A 20,079-nucleotide genomic window follows, 5' to 3' on the forward strand; every position below is an offset into this window, starting at 1 on the left:
GGGCAAGTGTGGCAAACGGAGGGCGCAGGCAAAGACTGACAGCAGGCACCGGACACGGCCGGCCTGCAGCAGAGCATCGCCCTCCGTGATGCTGTTCGATGGATCAGGCCGGTCTCCGGACTCATGAGTTGCCGCCGAAGCGGGCGGGCCAGGCGCCTTCCCATGCTCAATGAACACAGTGGCATCGTGCGTAGCCTTGACTCATTTACCGTTGCGGAGGCAGCGCCGGGATTGATCGCAACATGCGGTCGCACCGGCTTCCCTGTTTCACCCTGCGGACCCATGAGTCCCGGGCACCTGAAACATGCGGCGAAGGTTAGAGGGTTGACTGGGGAGCGTCAATCGAGGGATCGCACATGGCGCACCGATGCGGCGCAGATACGATCGCACTTGGCCATTGTCAAAACGCAATCTGCAGGAGCCACCGGTGGAGTGTTCGCTGGCCAACAGCCTTTGAACACAGTGCGTCAGGAGAGATCATTGCTTGGCGAGGTTTGATGGCTGGATGACGCGTTTGGCGTTCAGCCAGGCTTTCTGCCAATAAGGCTTGTCGAGGCTGTCGAGCTTGACCGTACCGCCGGTGGCCGGGGCGTGGACGAAACGCCCCTCGCCGACATAGATCCCGGCGTGGCTGACGTTCGAGCCTCCACCCGTGGCGAAGAACACCAGATCGCCGGTCTGCAGCTGGCTACGGTCGATATCGGGCCCACGCAGCGTGATCATTTCTCGCGTGGATCGCGGCAAGTTGATACCGGCAGCATCGTGGTAGACATAGCCGATCAGGCCGCTGCAGTCGAAGCCCGAATCTGGCGTATTTCCACCCCAGCGATACGGGGTGCCCACCAGCCCGATGGCGCGCAACAGCACGTCGTCAGCGAGCGGTGAGGGAAATTGCGGAGGAGCGGAGACCACAGGTCGGTAGACGACCTTGCGTGGCGCGGGCGGTGGCGTGCTGGAACATGCGGCCAGCAGCATGGCCAGGAGAGCAACAGTCAGGCGAACCGTTAACGACATAAACACGACAACCTGTGCGGGATGCAGCTTACTTTGCCGGTAGCCGGAATCGCGCGCAAGCAGGGTTTAGCCCCTTTGCGCGCCCGGGATTAACGGTGTTGGCGCTTGATTGTAGTCGAGGTCATCGCGGTAGTGGTTTCAGGGACCGTTGAAGGTGCCATGGCCAGTGCGCGTTTGGCTTCGATGAAGGTACGGGACCAGTAGGCGTCGTCAAGGCTGTCAACACGAACGCCGCCACTGCGACGGCTGCTGGAATGGATGAACTGGTCATCGCCCAGATAGATGCCTGCGTGGCTGACGCGGCCGCGGCCGGCAGTGCTGAAGAACAAGAGATCGCCAGGCTTGAGGTCGTTGCGCTTGATCAGCGGTGCATCGATGTTGATCATTTCGCGGGAAGACCGTGGCAGGCTCATGCCGGCCTCTTCACGGAAAAGATAACCAATGAAGCCGCTGCAATCGAAGCCTGAAGTGGTCGACGTACCGCCGAAGCGATAGCGCGTGCCTATCAAGGATTTGCCGCGTTCAAGGATGCTGTCAGCCAGAACCGGCAAACGGTAAGGCTTGTTGTCAGCGAATTGAGCGAGTTCGTCTTCGGTGGCGACTTCGTCATCCAGCAGGGCGGATGCGTAATCAGCACGCTTGCTGGCGGATTGAGCGGTGGCAGCGTCCCGGAATTGCGGGCTCTGCGACTGCTGTTGCGACGCTGGCATCTGGGCCGCGCAGCCGAACAGCAGCGTTGCGAGTGCGAGAGGCACGAGGGGTGCGAAGCGGTATAGCATGGGCACGACCGTGGCTGAGGTGTAAAGAAGCCGAGACTATGCCCTCTATCGTCATCATTTGCAAATTCAATCGAAACAAATGTGACTTACGATGTCGTCCATCACTTCTAAGGCTTTACACCTCAGAAACGCATCCATGTGCGCGGAATGATCGGTCGGCGAGGGATTGATTTCGGCAGTAAAGCCTCCCGCGACACGAGCACGCAACATAGGCTCATGGATGTAGGGGAAGCTGGCAGTGGTTCCGATGCTGAGAACAGCGTCAAAGCCTTTCGCCATCTCCTCCTGAAGCACGTTCAGTGCCAACTCCGGCAACATCTCCCCAAATAACACCACCGGTGGCCGCAAAACGCCATTACAGCAGGCGCACAGCGGTGGGAGGGGTCGAGCGAGATGCTCACTCAACAGCGGATCCTCGGCGCCACAAGATTGACAGTACAGCGGCGCGAGCTGTCCATGTATCTCGATCAAGCGTTCGGACGGACTGCCCGCCGCACGATGGTAGCCGTCCACGTTCTGCGTCAACACCCAGCACTCCGGCTTGCGTCGTTGCAATTCGGCGATGGCATAGTGCGCCGCATTGGGACGTCCTCCCAGGCAAGCGCTGCCCAATTGTGCGATGTACTTCCAGCAAAGGGCGGGATCGCGGCGCAGCATGGGGCCGGACAACGCCATCTCGATGGGCAGTCCGTCATCCGTCTGGCCGTTATACAAGCCGCCTACGCCGCGGTAAGTCGGTAAACCCGAATCCGCCGAGAGGCCGGCGCCGGTGATGATGAGAATGCGCGTCGCGTGGCGCAACGCCGCCGCGGTTTGCCGGACCAGTGCCGGGTCGACGGATGCACTCACCAACCGAGGGTTTCTTTCAGAAAAGGAATGGTCAGCTTGCGCTGGGCCTGCAACGACGCTTGATCCAGTTGTTCAAGCAGATCGAACAACGCGCTCATGCTGCGCTTGCCGCGGGTCAGGATGAAATGGCCAACTTCGTCGGTGAGGTGCAGCCCCCGGCGCGAGGCGCGCAATTGCAAGGCGCGGAGCTTTTCTTCGTCGGACAACAGGCGCATCTGGAACACCAGCGCCATGGTCAACCGGGATTTGAGGTCGGCCAGTTTGACCGGCAGCTCCCGGGGCGAACATGACGCCGCGATCAGCAAACGTCTACCGCTGTCGCGCAGCCGATTGAACAGGTGAAACAACGCTTCTTCCCATTCCGGCTTGCCGACCACCGCCTGCAGGTCGTCCAGGCACACCAGTTCGTACTGTTCCAGATGATCGAACAGGCCGACCCCTTGATCGAGGAGTTCAGCCATCGGCAGGTAAACAGCCGGCTCGCCCATTTGTTCGAAGCGCAGGCAGGCGGCCTGCAACAGGTGGGTGCGCCCTACCCCATTCTTGCCCCACAGGTAGATCAGGCTTTCTGTCCAGCCGGCCTCGGCTTCGCACAGCCGCTCGACGTAGCCGAGTGCAGCGGCATTGGCGCCTGGATAGTAATTGATGAAGGTGGCGTCATCCCGCAGACGCACACTCAGGGGCAGCTGAACTGGTTTCATGCTGGCTGAACGGTTCGAGACGAACCGCCAAAGGGCCTCTGTGAAAAGTGCGCAAAGTCTATACCCGCAGGGCTGCACGCACAATGCGGCAGACCGCCAGCAAAATCAAAGGCTTGCGTATGTCCTTGCCGGCGCAGGGTATTACACGCAAACAACGCCCGTGAAGACATCAGTCTGGAAGCGCGGATCGCGGGTTGACGTGACACACCATCAACGAACCGCCTTGCTGGCGAACGCGGTGAGCCAGACGCCAGAAAATGTGATGCGGCCACCCGGTTCGCCAGCAAGCCGGCTCCTACGGATCGGGGCGTGAGCGAATCATATGTTGGCCCATGGCACGGCGTTGGGGCATGACGCGAATCATGTATTGACGCATGGCCACGGGTCGGTGGGAATGACACGGATCATGTGTTGACGCATGGCACGGCGTCGGGCGTGACGCGAATCATGTTGACGCACGCCACCGGAATTGGGCATGAGGCGAATCGTTGATTGATGCACCTCTGTAGGAGCCGGCTTGCTGGCGAATGCGGCGGGCCAGACACCACACATGTGACGGGCCCACCCGGTTCGCCAGCAAGCCGGCTCCTACGGATCGGGGCGTTAGCGAATCATGTGTTGGCGCATGGCCACGGGTCGGTGGGCTGACCCGGATCATGTGTTGGCCCATGGCACGGCGTCGGGGCATGACGCGAATCATGTATCGATGCATCGCCCGGGGTCGGGCTGACACGGATCATGTGTTGACGCATGGCCCGGCGTCGGGCGTGACGCGAATCATGTTGACGCACGCCACCGGAATTGGGCATGACCCGAATCGTTGATCGACGCACCTCTGTAGGAGCCGGCTTGCTGGCGAATGCGGCGGACCAGACACCACACATGTGAAGGGCCCACCCGGTTCGCCAGCAAGCCGGGGCCTACAACATCAGGCGCAGCGGGGAGCTGCGCCTGCCCAGGCGCGGATCAGAGATCCGGGTCGTCCAGTCCGCCGTAGATGTCGGAGTCCTTGTACAGATCATGAACATGGCGCACCAACACCATGATCACCGCCGCCACTGGCAGCGCCAGCAGGATGCCGGTGAAACCGAACAACTCACCGCCAGCCAGAATTGCGAAGATCACCGCAACCGGGTGCAGGCCGATGCGATCGCCTACCAGCAAGGGCGTCAACACCATGCCTTCCAGCGCTTGACCGACCATGAACACCGCAACGATGCCCAACATCGGGTAAAGATCACCGCCAAACTGGAAGAAACCCGCCAGAATCGCTGAACCGATACCAATCACAAACCCCATATACGGCACGATGGCTGCCAGGCCGGCGATGACGCCGATCAACAGCCCCAGCTCCAGCCCGACCAGCATCAACCCCGCAGCATAAATCACGCCCAGAGCGACCATCACCAACAGTTGGCCGCGGATGAACGCACCCAATACTTCGTGACACTCATCTGCCAGCGCAACGATCTTCTTCTCGCGGTGACGGGGCAACAGGCTGCGCACCTTCGCCGTCATCACATCCCAGTCACGCAGCAGGTAAAAGCAGACCACTGGGATCAGCACCAGATTGGTCAGCCAGCCGATCAGCGCCAGCGTCGAGGTAGTGGCCTGGGCCAGCACGATGCCGACAATGTCGCCGGTCTGCCCCATGTGCTCCGAGATCGCCGCCTTGACCTTGTCGAACTTCCAGAAACCGTCCGCCAGACCCAGTTTGGCCTGTGTCCAGGGCAACGCAGTGTGCTGCAGCCAGTCGAGAATCTGCGGCGCCAACTCATACAGGCGGTAAAGCTGCTTGGCCAGCATGGGCACCAACACCAGCAACAGGCCCATGAAGATCAGGGTGAACAGCACAAACACCGTCACCACGCTCATCGACCGTGACAGTTTCAGCTTCTCCAGCCGGTCCGCCAGCGGATCGCCCATGTACGCCAGCAGCAGCGCCACGAGAAACGGCGTAAGAATCGAATGCAGTAACCAGACGAACAGGCAGACAAGAACAACTCCGCCTAACCAGAACCAACGACGCGTATCAGTCATTACTGCCTCTATCCCCGGGATGATGTGCTTCGTGCAACGTCGTTATGAACCTGTTCACCAGCGGAAGTGCAACGCTGTCGGTGAAACAGCAGGCGGTTGTGCGGGTACAGGCGCGCCGTCGGCCGCACCAGGCACCGGGTTGATCGGCGCGCTGGCGATTTCACTGGCTGGCACTTCCTGCAATTTCGCCAGGGCCAGCTGGGAACGCAGTTGATCGGGGCTGCCGCTGACGTCGAAGGCAATGCGATCACCCTCCGCTGATTTCAGACGACCACCGAACGGTTCCAGCAGGCGCAGCAGTTGCGCGTAACGTTCAAGGTTCATGCCCTGGACGTCCAAAACCATGCCGGTCGATGCGCCCGGCTTGACCACGAAACGTGGCGCCAGACGCTGACTTACCGCCAGCAACACCGCGTCTGCCAGATCTGCCGAGCTTGCACCGCTGGCGCTGCCCTGCTCCATCTTGTCGCCCAGCCACAGGTGCCATTTGCCCTGCCACTGGCCACCGTTTTCCTGGGCGTGAACGGCCAGAATCGCGTCCGAGCCGTAACGTTCGGAAGCCTCTTTGAGCGGACCTACATTATTACCGTCCAGGGTTTTGGCGTTGCCGATGCCCTGTTCGCCGAGATCGGCCAATGGCAGGCGCAATGGCAAACCGCGGTGCTGAGCAGCGCGACGCAGCGGTTCGGCCGAAGCCTGGCCGTCGCCCACCAGATTGGCGCCGTCGGTTGCGTCGTTCAGCCACCAGGCCATGATCACTGGGCGGTTGGAGCCCCACAGCGGCAAACCCGCCTGACGCATGACACGCTCGGTACTCGCCGGGTCGAAATCGACCTGCAGGCTTTCGGGCGGGCCGGCGTCATACCCGTACTGACTGATGATTTGCTGAGGGTCCTTGCGCACTTCGGCAAGCCCGCCGCTTTGCACAGCCTTGGGGTCGCCGGTCAGGCGGATGACCAAGGTTTCCAGCGCGGCCTGGGTGGCGCGGGTTTTCTCGTCCGGGGTCTGCCCGCTGACCGGTTCGCGCACTTGATAAAGGTTGTTCACTGTCTCGGCGACGGCCGGCAAACTCATTAATGAGAGACAACCCACGAACAGGCAGTTTTTTAGGCGCATGAATGAAGGTGGACGCATGAAAGATTCCCGCTGGGTAAAAAGGCAGCGCTATGAATAGCTGCATGAACATCAGTGACCCGACTCTGACCGCAGATGCGCCCGAATCGCTCACTCAGGCGCCAACGTTACACCGGATCGTTGCGGCGACGAACGGATCCGAGGGCCAAACCCCGTTATTTTTTATTCATCGCGGCCCAGCCGGTCGGCCCAAGGATGGCCGCTTGCGCCCAACCCTGATAAAATCGCGCGCCTTCGCAGACCGGCGATGACACGGCCCCGCGTCGTTGCCAGTCGGTCGTTACCCCGAATCCCCCCTAAAGGCCTGGATCATGAGCAAGCAACCCTCCCTGAGCTACAAAGACGCCGGTGTAGACATCGACGCCGGTGAAGCGCTGGTCGAACGCATCAAGAGCGTCGCCAAGCGCACCAAGCGCCCGGAAGTGATGGGCGGGCTGGGGGGCTTCGGCGCTCTGTGCGAGATCCCGGCCGGCTACAAGCAGCCTGTTCTGGTCAGCGGCACCGACGGTGTCGGCACCAAGCTGCGTCTGGCCCTGAACCTCAACAAGCACGACACCATCGGCATCGACCTCGTCGCGATGTGCGTCAACGATCTGGTGGTGTGCGGCGCCGAGCCGCTGTTCTTCCTTGATTACTACGCGACCGGCAAACTGAACGTCGACACCGCAGCACAGGTCGTCACCGGCATTGGTGCGGGCTGTGAGCTGGCCGGCTGCTCGCTGGTCGGTGGCGAAACCGCTGAAATGCCCGGCATGTACGAAGGCGAAGACTACGACCTGGCCGGTTTCTGTGTCGGTGTGGTTGAAAAAGCCGAGATCATCGACGGCTCCAAGGTCGCTGCCGGCGACGCGCTGATCGCCCTGCCCTCCTCCGGTCCGCATTCGAACGGCTACTCGCTGATCCGCAAGATCATCGAAGTGTCGGGTGCCGACATCGAAACCATCCAGCTCGACGGCAAGCCGTTGACCGACCTGCTGATGGCGCCGACCCGCATTTACGTCAAGCAACTGCTCAAGCTGATCAAAGACACCGGCGCGGTGAAGGCCATGGCGCACATCACCGGCGGTGGCCTGCTGGACAACATCCCGCGCGTGCTGCCTGAAGGCGCGCAAGCCATCGTCGACGTGGCCAGCTGGACCCGTCCGGCGGTTTTCGACTGGCTGCAGGAACAGGGCAACGTCGACGAGCACGAAATGCACCGCGTTCTGAACTGCGGCGTTGGCATGGTTATCTGTGTGGCCCAGGAACACGTCGACGTCTCGCTTAACGCCCTGCGTGAAGCCGGCGAGCAGCCGTGGGTGATCGGCCAGATCGGCACTGCCGCCGAAGGCGCTGCGCAAGTAGAGCTGAAGAACGTCAAGGCCCATTAATGCCTGACATGCCCCAACGCTGTGATGTGGTGGTGCTGTTGTCCGGCACCGGCGGTAATCTGCAGGCCATGATTGACAGCCTGCAGGACCCGGCAAGCCCGGCCCGCATCTGCGCGGTGATTTCCAACCGCGCCGATGCCTTCGGCCTTGAACGTGCAGCCCGCGCGGGCATCGCCACCCACGTTCTCGATCACACCGCTTACGAGGGCCGCGAGGCCTTCGATGCTGCGCTGATCCAGGCCATTGATGCGTTTCAGCCCGCGCTGGTGGTACTGGCCGGGTTCATGCGCATCCTCACGCCCGGCTTTGTCCGCCACTATCATGGGCGTCTGCTGAACATCCACCCTTCCCTGCTGCCGCTGTACAAGGGCCTGCACACGCATCAGCGCGTGCTGGATGCCGGCGATGCCGAGCACGGCTGCAGCGTGCACTTTGTCACCGAGGAACTCGATGGGGGGCCTCTGGTCGTACAGGCAGTTGTTTCTGTAGAGTTGCACGACACGCCCGCCACGCTGGCACAGAAGGTTCACGCCCGGGAGCACCTGATTTACCCCCTGGCCATTCGCTGGTTCGCTGAAGGGCGATTGACCCTCGACGAACACGGCGCCTCACTGGACGGCGAGCCCCTAGGGCCCAGCGGCCACTTGATCCGATATTAGGAGAATCTATGCGTCGCGCTTTGCTCTTCGCTTTCGCCCTGTTTGCACTTCCCGCAGTCAACGCGGCCGACCTTCAACCTTTCTCGGCCAGCTACACCGCTGACTGGAAGCAGCTGCCCATGAGCGGTGGCAGCGCCAGCCGCAGCCTGGAAAAAAACGCCAACGGCACCTGGACGTTGAGTTTCAAGGCCTCGATGATGATTGCCAGCCTGACTGAGGTCAGCACCATCAAAGTCGACAAGGATCAGCTCCTGCCCCAAACCTACCATTTTGAACGGGGCGGCCTGGGCAAGAGCAAGACGGTCGATCTGGTGTTTGACTGGCCGACCAAGTTCATCACCGGTTCCGACCGTGGTGATGCGGTGAAAATCCCACTGAATGCCGGCGTCCTCGACAAGTCCACCTACCAGCTCGCCCTGCAGCATGACGTGGCTGCGGGCAAGAAGAGCATGTCCTATCAGGTGGTGGACGGCGACGAGGTCGACACCTACGACTTCCGCGTGCTGGGCACCGAGAAGGTTGAGACCAAAGTGGGCTCGGTCGACGCCATCAAGGTCGAGCGCGTGCGTGACCCGACCCAGAACAAGCGCATCACCGTGATGTGGTTTGCCAAGGACTACGACTACCTGCTGGTCCGCCTGCAACAGGTAGAGACCGACGGCAAGGAGTACAACATCATGCTGCAAGACGGCACGGTGAACGGTAAGTCGGTCAAAGGCAGCTGATTAACGCTGACGCTGATCGCAAAAACCCCGCCTCGATGGCGGGGTTTTTTTATTGAAGGTCCCGCCATACCCCGCACCTTGTAGGGGCGCGCTTGCCCGCGATCGGCCGCGCAGCAGTCGTGAAACCTGGCGACTCGGTTCGCCTGAAACATGGCGTGCATCTTTGCTGCCACCTCGCGCCAGATCGCGCCAGATCGCGGGCAAGCGCGCTTCTACAATGCGATCCATCGCAATACCTCTCCAACATGAAAGATTCTTCACGCCCTTCAACCGAGTGTGACGAAACGCCGCAGGCCCTTCAATTACAAGCATTTAGCGCACTGTTACCGATTCGGTAAATAACTGTTGCCGGATGCGCGCGTTTACTCGGAGGGCGAGGCAAACCTATAAAGAAGGCCTGCGACGTCCTGCCGCAGATATTCAAAAGTCAGGAGTTTGCACTATGACCGTAACTGTTACTGAACGCGACGACGCCCACATCTCTCACGAAACGATCGCAGATGGCATTCAGATCTGGGATGTGCGCCAACAAGACCAGTTGGTAGGGATGTTCCACTATGAATCGGACGCACAGCGTTACGCAGCAGAGCTTGCCGAGCTAGAAGCGAAGCAGCAGGCCAGTCATTCGTAATTTCGGAATCGCAGCAAAACAAAACCCGCCTCGGCGGGTTTTGTTGTTTGTGCAAACGGTGTTGTCGCCAATCACCCATATGTAAGCCGCTCAAAATCGTCTGTAGGAGCCGGCTTGCTGGCGAAAGCGGCGGGGCAGTCACCATTCCCGGCCGCTCAAAATCGCCTGTAGGAGCCGGCTTGCTGGCGAACGCGGCGGGTCAGTCACCATCGGCGGCGGCTGGCACAACCGGTTCGCCAGCAAGCCGGCTCCTACAGGACGGTGTCGTGCCGGTCACATCGTAGTGGTCCGCGAGCCGGGCCCACAGAAACGAGGGTGATTACCACATCAGATCGTCCGGGATCTTGTACGCAGCGTACGGATCGTCGCCATCCGGCTCTTCTGTCGGAGCGCTGAGCATGACGATGCGGCGCGGGTCGCGTTCCTGCACCTTGAGCGCAGCTTCGCGGGGGATCACTTCATAAGTGCCGCCGTGGTGCACGATCGCCAGTGAGCCGTTGCTGAGCTTGCTGCGCATCAAGGTATTGACCGAAAGGCGCTTGACCTTCTTGTCGTCCACGAAGTTGTAGTAATCCTCGGTGGTCAGCTTCGGCAGACGCGTCGCCTCGATCAGCTGTTTGACCTGCGCGGCACGGGCCTTTTGTTCGATCTTCTCCTGCTGCTGGCGATTGAGCTCCTGGTCACGCTTGGCCTTTTCGGCCATTGCTTCCTGCGCCGCACGCTGGTGGGTATCGTCAGCGACCGCCTGGCCCTTGTGCACCAGGCGCTGTTCCTTCTGCTTGCTCTTGGTCGCCTGCTTGGCCTGTTTTTCATTGACCAGGCCGGCTTTCAGCAACTGGTCACGAAGGGAAATACCCGCCATCTGTCTTCTCTCTCTAAATAGTCCACTCAACCGCAGTTGGGCGTGATCTTTTCCTGACGCTTGGCTTCGCCCCAGAGCGCATCCATCTCTTCGAGGCTGCAATCTTCGATGGGGCGCCGGGTGTCGCGCAAGGCCTGTTCGATAAATCTGAAGCGCCGCTCGAATTTCGCGTTGGCGGCGCGCAGGGCATTTTCCGGATCGACCTTGAGGTGGCGAGCCAGATTCACGGCGGCAAACAGCAAATCCCCGACCTCTTCCGAGATAGCCGCGCCGTCGTTGTCGGCCATGGCTTCGAGAACTTCTTCCAGTTCCTCGCGCACGTTATCCACCACCGGCAAGGCGTCCGGCCAGTCAAAACCGACCTGAGCCGCACGCTTCTGCAACTTCGCTGCCCGTGACAGCGCCGGCAGCACGGCCGGCACGTCGTCGAGCAGCGACAATTGTTCGGGCGCGGCGGACTTTTCCGCGCGTTCCTCGGCCTTGATTTGCTCCCAGCGCTGCTTGACCTGGTCTTCGCTGAGGCGCGGCGTTTCCAGAGGCGCATAGAGATCGCCGGTCGGAAACACGTGAGGGTGGCGGCGAATCAGCTTGCGGGTAATCCCGTCGACCACGGCGTCAAACTCGAAGCGCCCTTCTTCCCGCGCCAACTGGCAGTAGTACACCACCTGAAACAGCAGATCGCCGAGTTCACCGCGCAGGTCGTCGAAGTCACCCCGCTCGATGGCGTCGGCCACTTCATAGGCCTCTTCGAGGGTGTGCGGCACGATGGTCGCGTAATTCTGCTTTACGTCCCACGGGCAACCGTATTGCGGATCACGCAGACGGGCCATGAGATTGATGAGGTCTTGAAGGCTATACATGACGGATCCCTTTGGTCACAGCTTCAAGCGGCAAGCCACAAGCTTCAAGCCGTGCGCGTACAGCTTGTAGCTTGTGGCTTGCCGCTTGTAGCTTGCAGCCACGCCTCACGGCGTTCTGTTGCGCCGCGTCTCGATGATGTTCGGCAGTTGCGAGATGCGTCCCAGCAACCGGCCGAGTGCGTCCAGACCCGGAATCTCGATGGTCAGCGACATCAGCGCGGTGTTGTCTTCCTTGTTTGAACGCGTGTTGACCGCCAGCACGTTGATCCGCTCGTTGAGCAGTATTTGCGAGACATCGCGCAACAAACCCGAGCGGTCATAGGCGCGGATGATGATGTCCACCGGATAGGTGAGCACCGGTACCGGGCCCCAGCTGACCTGAATGATCCGCTCCGGCTCGCGCCCGCCCAGTTGCAGCACCGAGGCGCAGTCCTGACGGTGAATGCTCACGCCGCGCCCCTGAGTGATGTAGCCGACGATGGCATCGCCCGGCAGCGGCTGGCAGCAGCCGGCCATCTGCGTCATCAGGTTGCCGACGCCCTGGATCTGGATGTCGCCGCGCTTGCCCGGCTTGTAGCCCGTGGCCTTGCGCGGAATCAGCTCCAGCTGCTCGTTGCCGCGCTCCGGCTCGACCAGTTGCTGGGCCAAATTGACCAGTTGCGCGATGCGCAGATCACCGGCACCGAGAGCAGCGAACATGTCCTCGGCGATCTTCATGTTGGCTTTTTCGGCCAACTTGTCGAAGTCCACCTGAGGCAGTGCCAGACGCGCCAGTTCGCGCTCCAGCAGCACCTTGCCGGCGGCGACGTTCTGATCGCGCGCCTGCAACTTGAACCAGTGCACGATCTTCGCCCGGGCGCGGGACGTCGTGATGTAGCCCAGGTTGGAGTTCAGCCAGTCGCGACTCGGCGTGCCGTGTTTACTGGTGATGATCTCGACCTGCTCGCCGGTCTGCAGGCTGTAGTTGAGCGGCACGATACGCCCGTTGATCTTGGCGCCACGGCAGTTGTGGCCGATCTCGGTGTGCACGCGATAGGCGAAGTCCAGCGGCGTCGCGCCCTTGGGCAGGTCGATGGCGTGACCGTCGGGGGTAAACACGTAAACGCGGTCGGGTTCGATGTCGACGCGCAGCTGTTCGGCCAGACCGCCGATGTCGCCCAATTCTTCATGCCACTCCAGCACCTGACGCAGCCACGAGATTTTTTCTTCGTAGTGGTTGGAACCGGATTTGACGTCGGTGCCTTTGTACTTCCAGTGCGCGCAGACACCCAGCTCGGCCTCTTCGTGCATGGCGTGGGTGCGAATCTGCACCTCCAGCACCTTGCCTTCCGGACCGATCACGGCCGTATGCAGCGAGCGATAACCGTTTTCCTTGGGATTGGCGATGTAGTCGTCGAACTCTTTGGGGATGTGCCGCCACAAGGTGTGCACGATGCCGAGCGCGGTGTAGCAGTCGCGCATTTCCGGGACCAGCACGCGAACGGCGCGCACATCGTAGATCTGGCTGAATTCCAGGCCCTTGCGCTGCATTTTTCGCCAGATCGAATAAATGTGTTTGGCCCGGCCGCTGATGTCGGCCTTGACGCCGGTGGCCAGCAATTCGTCCTCAAGCTGGGACATCACATCGGTGATGAAGCGCTCGCGGTCCAGCCGGCGCTCGTGCAGCAGCTTGGCAATCTGCTTGTACTGCTCGGGCTCAAGGTAACGGAAGGACAGATCCTCCAGCTCCCATTTGACGTGACCGATGCCCAGCCGGTGGGCCAGCGGCGCATAGATATCGAAGACTTCCCGGGCAACCCGGTTGCGTTTTTCATCGTCGGTGTTTTTCACCGCGCGGATGGCGCAGGTCCGCTCGGCCAGCTTGATCAATGCGACGCGTACGTCATCGACCATCGCCACGAGCATTTTGCGCAGGTTCTCGACCTGCGCCTGAGTGCCCAGTACCAGAGACTGACGCGGGCTGAGACTGGCGCTGATTGCCGCCATGCGCAGCACGCCGTCGATGAGCTTGGCCACGGTCGGCCCGAAGCGCTGGTTGACGTCGGGCAGCGAGATTTTGCCTTCGCGCACGCCACGGTAAATCACCGCGGCGATGAGCGAGTCCTGATCGAGCTTGAGGTCGGCCAGGATTTCAGCGATTTCCAGGCCCGTCTGGAAACTCGACGTGCCTTCCGCCCAGAGGTTCTTGGCGGCGTTGTCCTGTTGCTCGGCAACCCGGGCAAATTCACAGGCCTCCTTGAGGGCCTGTCGGTCCACTGCGAGGTCGACGCTGACCACGTGATCAAGCCACGCGTCGAGGTTGATACTGCCGTCGGTGTTGATCGGCTGGTGTGCTCTCACCTGTACCATGTTGCTTACCTTCCCTACGGCGCGATGAAATGCGCCATCAGTCGCCGGCCTTCTTGAGCGCGTGCGCCTTGCGGGCCATGCAAGGCGGTCGACGCGCGGGCCAGTCGGATTAAACGAGACTCCGTGTAAGGCGACGTCATGTCCTGAGTCGCCGCCTCACTTACTCGCTTCAAATAACGCCATTGCCTCGACATGCGCTGTTTGCGGGAACATATCGAGGATTCCGGCACGTTTCAATCGGTAGCCCTGCTTGATCAGTTCAGCAGTGTCGCGCGCCAGCGTGGCCGGGTTGCACGACACATAAAGGACGCGTTCGGCGCCCAGCGATTTGAGTTTACCCACTACGTCAAACGCCCCGTCACGAGGCGGATCCAGCAGCACTGCGGCAAAACCATCCGCCACCCAGGCCGCCTTGTCCAGTGGCTGCGACAGATCGGCCTGATAAAACTGCACATTACCCAAACCGTTATGGACCGCGTTGGCCGTGGCGCGCTGCACCATGGCATCGACGCCCTCCACTGCCACCACTTCACGCGTCATTTGCGCCAGGGGTAGAGCGAAGTTACCAAGCCCGCAGAACAAGTCCAGCACTCGTTCCTCCGCACGCGGCGCGAGCCAGGCCAGGGCCTGCTGGATCAACGCGGTATTGACCTGCGCGTTGACCTGCACGAAGTCACCGGGACGGTACGCCAGAGACAGATTCCAGGGTTCCAGGCGGTAGCCCAGCTGCGCCGACGGGTCGACGGGTTGCGGCTCACCTTCGCCGTGCAACCAGAGCTGCGCGGCATGTTCGTCGCAAAAGGCCTTGAGTATCGCCACATCGGCTTCGGGCAGCGGCGCGGTGTGGCGCAGCAACACGGCATTGGCCGAGCCGCTGAACAGCTCGACATGCCCCAGCGCCTGAGGTTTGCTCAACCGGCGAAGCATCGGCGCCAAGGCTGTCATGATCGGTTGCAAGGCCTGTACCAGCACCGGGCACTGCTCGATGGCGATGATGTCCTGACTCGCAGCCGCACGAAAGCCGACGTCCAGGCGTTTGGCCCGCACGTCCCAGCGAACAGCCACTCGGGCGCGCCGGCGGTAGGCATATTCTTCGCCGGTCAAAGGCGCAGCCCATTCTTGCGGCTCGACCCCGGCGATGCGACTTAACTGCTCAGCCAGCATGCTCTGTTTCAGGGCAAGCTGTTCGGCATGGGGCATCTGTTGAGTGCTGCAGCCACCACAGCGGCCGAAATGCGGACACGCTGGCGGCCGCCGCAAGGGGCTCGCCTGAAACACTCGCTCGGTTCGCGCCTCAACGACCTTGCCGTGAGCGCCGAGCACGCGGGCTTCGACCTCCTCCCCGGCGAGGCTGCCCATGACAAACCAGGTACGACCTTCGACGAATGCGATGCCGCGACCGTCGTTGGCCAGCCGCTCGATGCTCAGGCGTTGTTTTTTGCCGGTCGGAACCTGCGCGGTCCGGGTGCCGCCACTGGGCTGGAAACGCAGGCCTGCATCACGCTTGGCCATCAGTTAGGCGCATCGTAAACGCCGGTCGACAGGTAACGGTCGCCACGGTCACAGATGATCGCGACCATGACCGCGTTTTCGACTTCCCGGGACAAGCGCAGCATGCCAGCCACGGAACCGCCCGATGACACGCCACAGAAGATGCCCTCTTCGCGCGCCAGACGACGCATGACGTCCTCGGCTTCGGCCTGGCCCATGTCCATGATGCGGTCGACGCGTTCAGCTTGATAAATGCTCGGCAGGTACTCCGTCGGCCAGCGACGAATGCCGGGGATCGATGCGCCGTCCATGGGCTGGAGGCCAACGATCTGGATGTTCGGGTTCTGTTCCTTGAGGAAGCGCGAGGTGCCCATGATGGTCCCCGTGGTGCCCATGGAACTGACGAAGTGGGTCACGGTGCCACCGGTCTGCTGCCAGATTTCGGGGCCGGTGCCAACGTAGTGAGCCTGAGGGTTATCGCCGTTGGCGAACTGGTCCAGCACCTTGCCGCGGCCTTCGGACTGCATACGCTCGGCCAGATCACGGGCGCCTTCCATGCCCTCCTCCTTGCTGACCAGAATCAGTTCGGCGCCGTAAGCGGTCATGGCCGCCTTGCGCTCGGCACTGGAGTTGTCCGGCATGATCAGAATCATGCGGTAACCCTTGATCGCTGCGGCCATGGCCAGGGCGATGCCGGTATTGCCGGAGGTGGCTTCGATCAGGGTGTCGCCGGGATGAATCTGACCGCGCAGCTCGGCGCGGGTGATCATCGACAGCGCCGGGCGGTCCTTCACGGAGCCGGCCGGGTTGTTGCCTTCGAGCTTGAGCAGCAACGTGTTGCTGGTGTTCCCGGCCATGCGTTGCAAACGCACCAGCGGGGTGTTGCCGACGCAATCGGCGATGGTTTGATACTGCAGGGTCATGGCGTGTTCGCGATCCAGACGTGCGGGGGTCGCCTATCATACCGGCAATCGCCGCCAGCCCATATCACGCAAAGTGAGGTCGTTATCGCTGAAAGGTATAAGCGGCCGGGGGACGGCCTCTGCAACTGCGCGTGTGACACCGGCCTTCAACCGTCCGGTCATCACCCCCCGTTCCGGGAAAGACTTGCCGCAAGCTCATCCTTTCGAAACGGCTTGTTCAGCCGTGGTATGTCCGGGTCGAGCCCTTCGCGCTCGGCATAACCGGATATCAGCAGGATACCAATGCCAGGACGCATGCTTTTGACCAACCGGGCGAGTTCGGTGCCGGTGATGCCAGGCATCAGGTGATCCGTGACCAGCACATCAAGCGTTTGCCCGGCCTCTATCAGGCTTAATGCCTCCTCGCCTGAGGCGGCCTCGATGACGTGGTAGCCCAGGTCGGCCAGCATGTACGACGTCGTCGCACGGACAAGCTCTTCATCGTCGACCAGCAACACGATGCCTTGCACAGACTGGCGGTCCATGGTCTCTGCCGCAGGCATAACTCCAGCCTGGGGGGCAATGCTTCGGGGAAGCCACAGTTCCACGTGGGTGCCCAGTCCGGGGGAGCTCTGAATCGTAAGCGCACCGTTCAGCTGGCTGGCAAGCCCATGAACCATCGACAGGCCAAGCCCGGTACCCTTGCCGACTCCCTTGGTCGAAAAAAACGGTTCCACCGCCCGCGCAAGTGTGGCCGGGTCCATTCCTTCTCCGGTGTCGGCCACCGAAAGACAGATATATGCGCCTGCCGGGAGATTCGAGCGGTGGCCGCTGTCAACCCGCTCCTCACTGGCGGATATCCGTATCGTTCCGCCGTTGACCATGGCATCACGCGCGTTTACAGAAAGATTAAGGACCGCCATTTCGAGCTGGTTGGCGTCTGCCATTGCAGCCGGCAAAGCTTGCGGCGCATCGACGATGACCTTGATCTGCGGCCCGGTCGTGCTGGCGATAAGCTCGCCCATCCCGCTGACCAGCTTCGCCACATCAACCGGAACCAGCTGAAGCGGCTGACGCCGGGCGAAGGCCAGCAGCCGTTGCACCAATGTCTTCGCTCGATCAGCCGACTGCAAGGCGCCCGAGATCAGCCTTTGTTCCCGCTCGCCGCCCACAGACCGTCGCTGAAGCATGTCCAGGGTGCCAACGATCGGGGTCAGCAAGTTGTTGAAGTCGTGCGCCACCCCGCCGGTGAGCTGCCCCATCGCTTCCATCTTTTGGCTTTGACGCAAGGCCTGCTGGACGACTTCCCGTTCGGCGATGGCTTCGGCCACCCTCATCTCAAGCGTGGCGTTGAGCTCGCGCAATTGCTCCTCGGCAACCTTGCGCGGCGTGACATCGACCGCAGTGCCCGTGAAGCGCAGACAGCGTCCGGCCGGATCGAATACCGCCCTGCCCTTGGCCGCGACCCAGCGAACGATGCCGTCTTCGCGGCCGATGGTGCGGTAGTCGACTTCGTATAGCGCCCGGCGTTCGGGGTCGACGGCCGCCGAGAACGCTTCGATGGTGGCCTCCCTGTCCTCTGGGTGCAGCCCTTCATAAAAATCACGCAACGTGACCGGCACGTCGCTGGAGATGCCGAACATCGCTTTGGTCTGGGCTGGCCAGATCAAGGTGTCGTGCACCATATCGACGTCCCAAAAGCCGACATCGGCGTGTTCGACGGCAAGCCGCAACCGCTCCTCGCTCTGGCGCAGCCGCATTTCGGCGCCGACTCGTTCAACGTGTGCCCAGCAGCGCTCGGCGACTTCTCTTACCAGTGAGATTTCCGAATGCGACCAGTCCCTGGGCGAGTTCTGGTGAACGGCCATCATGGCGGTCAGGTAACCATCTTTGACGAGCGGGCAGCAAATGATCGCGTTGATGCCGATTGCTTGAAATGTCCCCAGACCTTCAGTGGGCGTAAGTTCTGCCTCGACGTCGCGGATGATCAGCGTACGACCGGCGCGCATATCGGCGGCGGCCCGCGGTCCGAACACATCGAGGCTGTGCGCCCCTACAGAGGTCTCGACACCGGGAGCGCTGTAGTCACTGCGAATCCAGAACCGATCATGGTCGCTGTCGACATCGGCGTAGGCGCACCGCGACACGTCAAGCATTCGCCCGAGCAATCCGGTCGCGGCGACCATCGCGTCTTCGGCATGCCGGGTGTTGAACAGGCGAGCGTCCAGCTCATCGAAAAAGCGCAGCCGTGACGCGCTTTCTTCAAGCGCCGCCTCTGCCTGATGCTCGGCCGTGCGGTCACGGAAAATTTTCACAAAACCGCCGTGATCCAGCGCCAGCGGCATCATCAGCCCCGACCCCCAGAATCGCGAGCCATCCTTGCGAATGTGCCAGCGTTCGTTGACCGCCCGACTCTGCTGACGGGCAATTTCGAGCTCAAGGTAAAACACCCGCTCGACCTGATCGCCCTCTGTGTAAAAGAAATCGCCCCTGCGCCCAAGCATTTCCTCTGCGCCGTAACCGATTATGCGCTGTGCCCCGGCACTCCAGCTGGTGACGGCCCCTTGTGCGTCGAAGGTAATAATCGCGAAGTCTTCGGCGCCCTCGACGATCTGTCGGTAACGCGCTTCACTGACCCGAATTTTGCCCTCTGCCCTGGCACGGTGCAGGATGAGTCCGACGGTCTGCACAACAAACTCCACGATCTGGACGTCTATCGATACAGGCTCGTGCAGCTCAGGGTGGTACAGGACGAAGATGCCGAGCACAACGCCTTGTGCCGACAGGATCGGGAAAGATGAGCAGGCATGCAGGCCATGACGCATGGCGAGCTGCTCCAACTCGGGCCGGAGAAGGCCGTCGGGCGCGTCAGGCAGTGCCTTGGCTCCGTCGCGCAGGGCTGTAGCGCCAAAGCCTCCGGCTACGTCCGTCATCATGTTTTTGACGGCATCGTTGAATGCATCAGGCAGACTGGGGCCTGCATGGCGCAGCCCTTGGTGCTCACTGTTCAAAAGCAGGATGCTGCCCAGAAACCGTGAAGCGGACAACGCTTCGACTTCCCGGACAATCGCATCCAGGGCGACATCGAGGGGCGTGTCTTCAACAGACAATTTCAAAATTCGGTTCTGCGCGTCCCCCAGAGCAGACGCACGATGACGCGCCTCGGTCAGTCGCGCGTTTTCAATCGAAATCGTGGCCAGACTGGCCAGACTCTGCAGCCGCTTGATCGTATTCTGATCATGGGTGCGCACCTCCGACCAGTAGGCGCCTAGCGCCGCCACCGCAACGGGCCGGCCGATGGGGACCATGATGAGGCTACGGACGAACGTCGGGGTGTAGGCATCCTGAGGGATGCGCGGGTCCAGTCGAACGTCACTGACGGTGACCGTCTCCCTGTGCCGCATCGCCCATCCCGAGATGCACTGCTCAGCGGCAAACTTCTGCCCCTGCCAAAGCGGGGAGACAGCGTCTTCCGCCGCATAAAAACAGCGCCCTTCCTGCTCCAGAACAACCGATATGCCCTGAGCCCCTACCGCGGCACGGGCAGTGTCGCGAAGCACTGCGACGACTTCATCCACCGAGGTTGCCGCCGCCAGTCGCTCGCCGGCGTCGAGCACGTGAAACAGGCGATCTTCGCTTGCTGAATCCACGGGTGCAGTAGGCAAAACTATCTCCCAACGCCGGCTAACGTTTTCTTTGTACGAGCGGCTTTA

Annotated in this window: 16 protein-coding genes and 1 riboswitch; of the genes, 4 read left to right on the forward strand and 12 right to left on the reverse strand. The window is 61.5% G+C overall.

The features are described 5' to 3' along the window. Positions 1-89: 89 nt before the first annotated feature. Positions 90-316, reverse strand: a riboswitch (cobalamin riboswitch). A 161-nt stretch (positions 317-477) separates the two neighbouring features. The 6 genes from QRN48_RS16270 to QRN48_RS16295 all read right to left on the reverse strand — a co-directional run bounded on the left by QRN48_RS16270 (position 478) and on the right by QRN48_RS16295 (position 6,499). Beyond that, entirely contained in the window at positions 478-1,014 is a 537-nt protein-coding gene (locus QRN48_RS16270; protein ID WP_037011975.1) for a C40 family peptidase, read from the reverse strand. Positions 1,015-1,103: 89 nt separating this feature from the next. Beyond that, positions 1,104-1,793 (reverse strand): C40 family peptidase, encoded by a 690-nt coding sequence (locus QRN48_RS16275; RefSeq protein ID WP_285351688.1) that lies wholly within the window; start codon positions 1,791-1,793, stop codon positions 1,104-1,106. 66 nt (positions 1,794-1,859) lie between these two features. Then, positions 1,860-2,642, reverse strand: a complete 783-nt coding sequence (locus QRN48_RS16280) for an NAD-dependent deacylase (RefSeq protein ID WP_285351689.1) — start codon at positions 2,640-2,642, stop codon at positions 1,860-1,862. After that, positions 2,639-3,343 carry a DnaA regulatory inactivator Hda gene (gene hda, locus QRN48_RS16285; protein WP_037011979.1) on the reverse strand — a complete coding sequence of 235 codons (705 nt, stop codon included), beginning with the start codon at positions 3,341-3,343 and terminating at the stop codon, positions 2,639-2,641. Before hda ends, QRN48_RS16280 begins: the two co-directional genes overlap by 4 nt. A 966-nt stretch (positions 3,344-4,309) precedes the next feature. After that, the gene (locus QRN48_RS16290; protein WP_037011981.1) at positions 4,310-5,383 is read right to left on the reverse strand and encodes an AI-2E family transporter; all 1,074 of its coding nucleotides are present in this window, start codon (positions 5,381-5,383) and stop codon (positions 4,310-4,312) included. A gap of 54 nt (positions 5,384-5,437) precedes the next feature. Beyond that, positions 5,438-6,499 carry a DUF2066 domain-containing protein gene (locus tag QRN48_RS16295; RefSeq protein ID WP_285351721.1) on the reverse strand — a complete coding sequence of 354 codons (1,062 nt, stop codon included), beginning with the start codon at positions 6,497-6,499 and terminating at the stop codon, positions 5,438-5,440. Positions 6,500-6,828: 329 nt separating this feature from the next. On the opposite strand from QRN48_RS16295, the gene purM reads away from it, so the two are divergent. From purM to QRN48_RS16315, 4 genes are all read left to right on the forward strand, one after another. After that, the gene (gene purM / locus QRN48_RS16300; RefSeq protein WP_191945233.1) at positions 6,829-7,887 is read left to right on the forward strand and encodes a phosphoribosylformylglycinamidine cyclo-ligase; all 1,059 of its coding nucleotides are present in this window, start codon (positions 6,829-6,831) and stop codon (positions 7,885-7,887) included. A gap of 8 nt (positions 7,888-7,895) precedes the next feature. Further along, entirely contained in the window at positions 7,896-8,546 is a 651-nt protein-coding gene (gene purN, locus QRN48_RS16305) for a phosphoribosylglycinamide formyltransferase (RefSeq protein ID WP_285351723.1), read from the forward strand. Between the two features lie 8 nt (positions 8,547-8,554). Continuing rightward, entirely contained in the window at positions 8,555-9,271 is a 717-nt protein-coding gene (locus QRN48_RS16310) for a DUF3108 domain-containing protein (protein WP_037011985.1), read from the forward strand. Between the two features lie 442 nt (positions 9,272-9,713). Continuing rightward, the gene (locus QRN48_RS16315) at positions 9,714-9,902 is read left to right on the forward strand and encodes a hypothetical protein (protein ID WP_037011988.1); all 189 of its coding nucleotides are present in this window, start codon (positions 9,714-9,716) and stop codon (positions 9,900-9,902) included. A gap of 319 nt (positions 9,903-10,221) precedes the next feature. On the opposite strand, the gene QRN48_RS16320 is transcribed toward QRN48_RS16315, so the two are convergent. The 6 genes from QRN48_RS16320 to QRN48_RS16345 form a co-directional block, all read right to left on the reverse strand. Next, a complete protein-coding gene (locus QRN48_RS16320; RefSeq protein ID WP_285351692.1) occupies positions 10,222-10,764 on the reverse strand; it encodes a DUF2058 domain-containing protein in 543 nt (180 codons plus the stop codon). 26 nt (positions 10,765-10,790) lie between these two features. Beyond that, entirely contained in the window at positions 10,791-11,624 is an 834-nt protein-coding gene (gene mazG, locus QRN48_RS16325) for a nucleoside triphosphate pyrophosphohydrolase (RefSeq protein ID WP_285351693.1), read from the reverse strand. A 105-nt stretch (positions 11,625-11,729) separates the two neighbouring features. Then, positions 11,730-13,973 carry a GTP diphosphokinase gene (relA, locus tag QRN48_RS16330; RefSeq protein ID WP_191945232.1) on the reverse strand — a complete coding sequence of 748 codons (2,244 nt, stop codon included), beginning with the start codon at positions 13,971-13,973 and terminating at the stop codon, positions 11,730-11,732. Positions 13,974-14,129: 156 nt separating this feature from the next. Next, positions 14,130-15,485 (reverse strand): 23S rRNA (uracil(1939)-C(5))-methyltransferase RlmD, encoded by a 1,356-nt coding sequence (gene rlmD / locus QRN48_RS16335; protein ID WP_285351694.1) that lies wholly within the window; start codon positions 15,483-15,485, stop codon positions 14,130-14,132. Next, entirely contained in the window at positions 15,485-16,387 is a 903-nt protein-coding gene (gene cysM / locus QRN48_RS16340; protein ID WP_037012003.1) for a cysteine synthase CysM, read from the reverse strand. The genes rlmD and cysM overlap by 1 nt, the downstream gene beginning before the upstream one ends. 161 nt (positions 16,388-16,548) lie before the next feature. After that, a complete protein-coding gene (locus tag QRN48_RS16345; RefSeq protein WP_285351696.1) occupies positions 16,549-20,031 on the reverse strand; it encodes a PAS domain S-box protein in 3,483 nt (1,160 codons plus the stop codon). Between the last annotated feature and the right edge of the window lie 48 nt (positions 20,032-20,079).

Source organism: Pseudomonas sp. ME-P-057 (genome assembly GCF_030208975.1).
GTDB classification, from domain to species: domain Bacteria; phylum Pseudomonadota; class Gammaproteobacteria; order Pseudomonadales; family Pseudomonadaceae; genus Aquipseudomonas; species Aquipseudomonas lutea.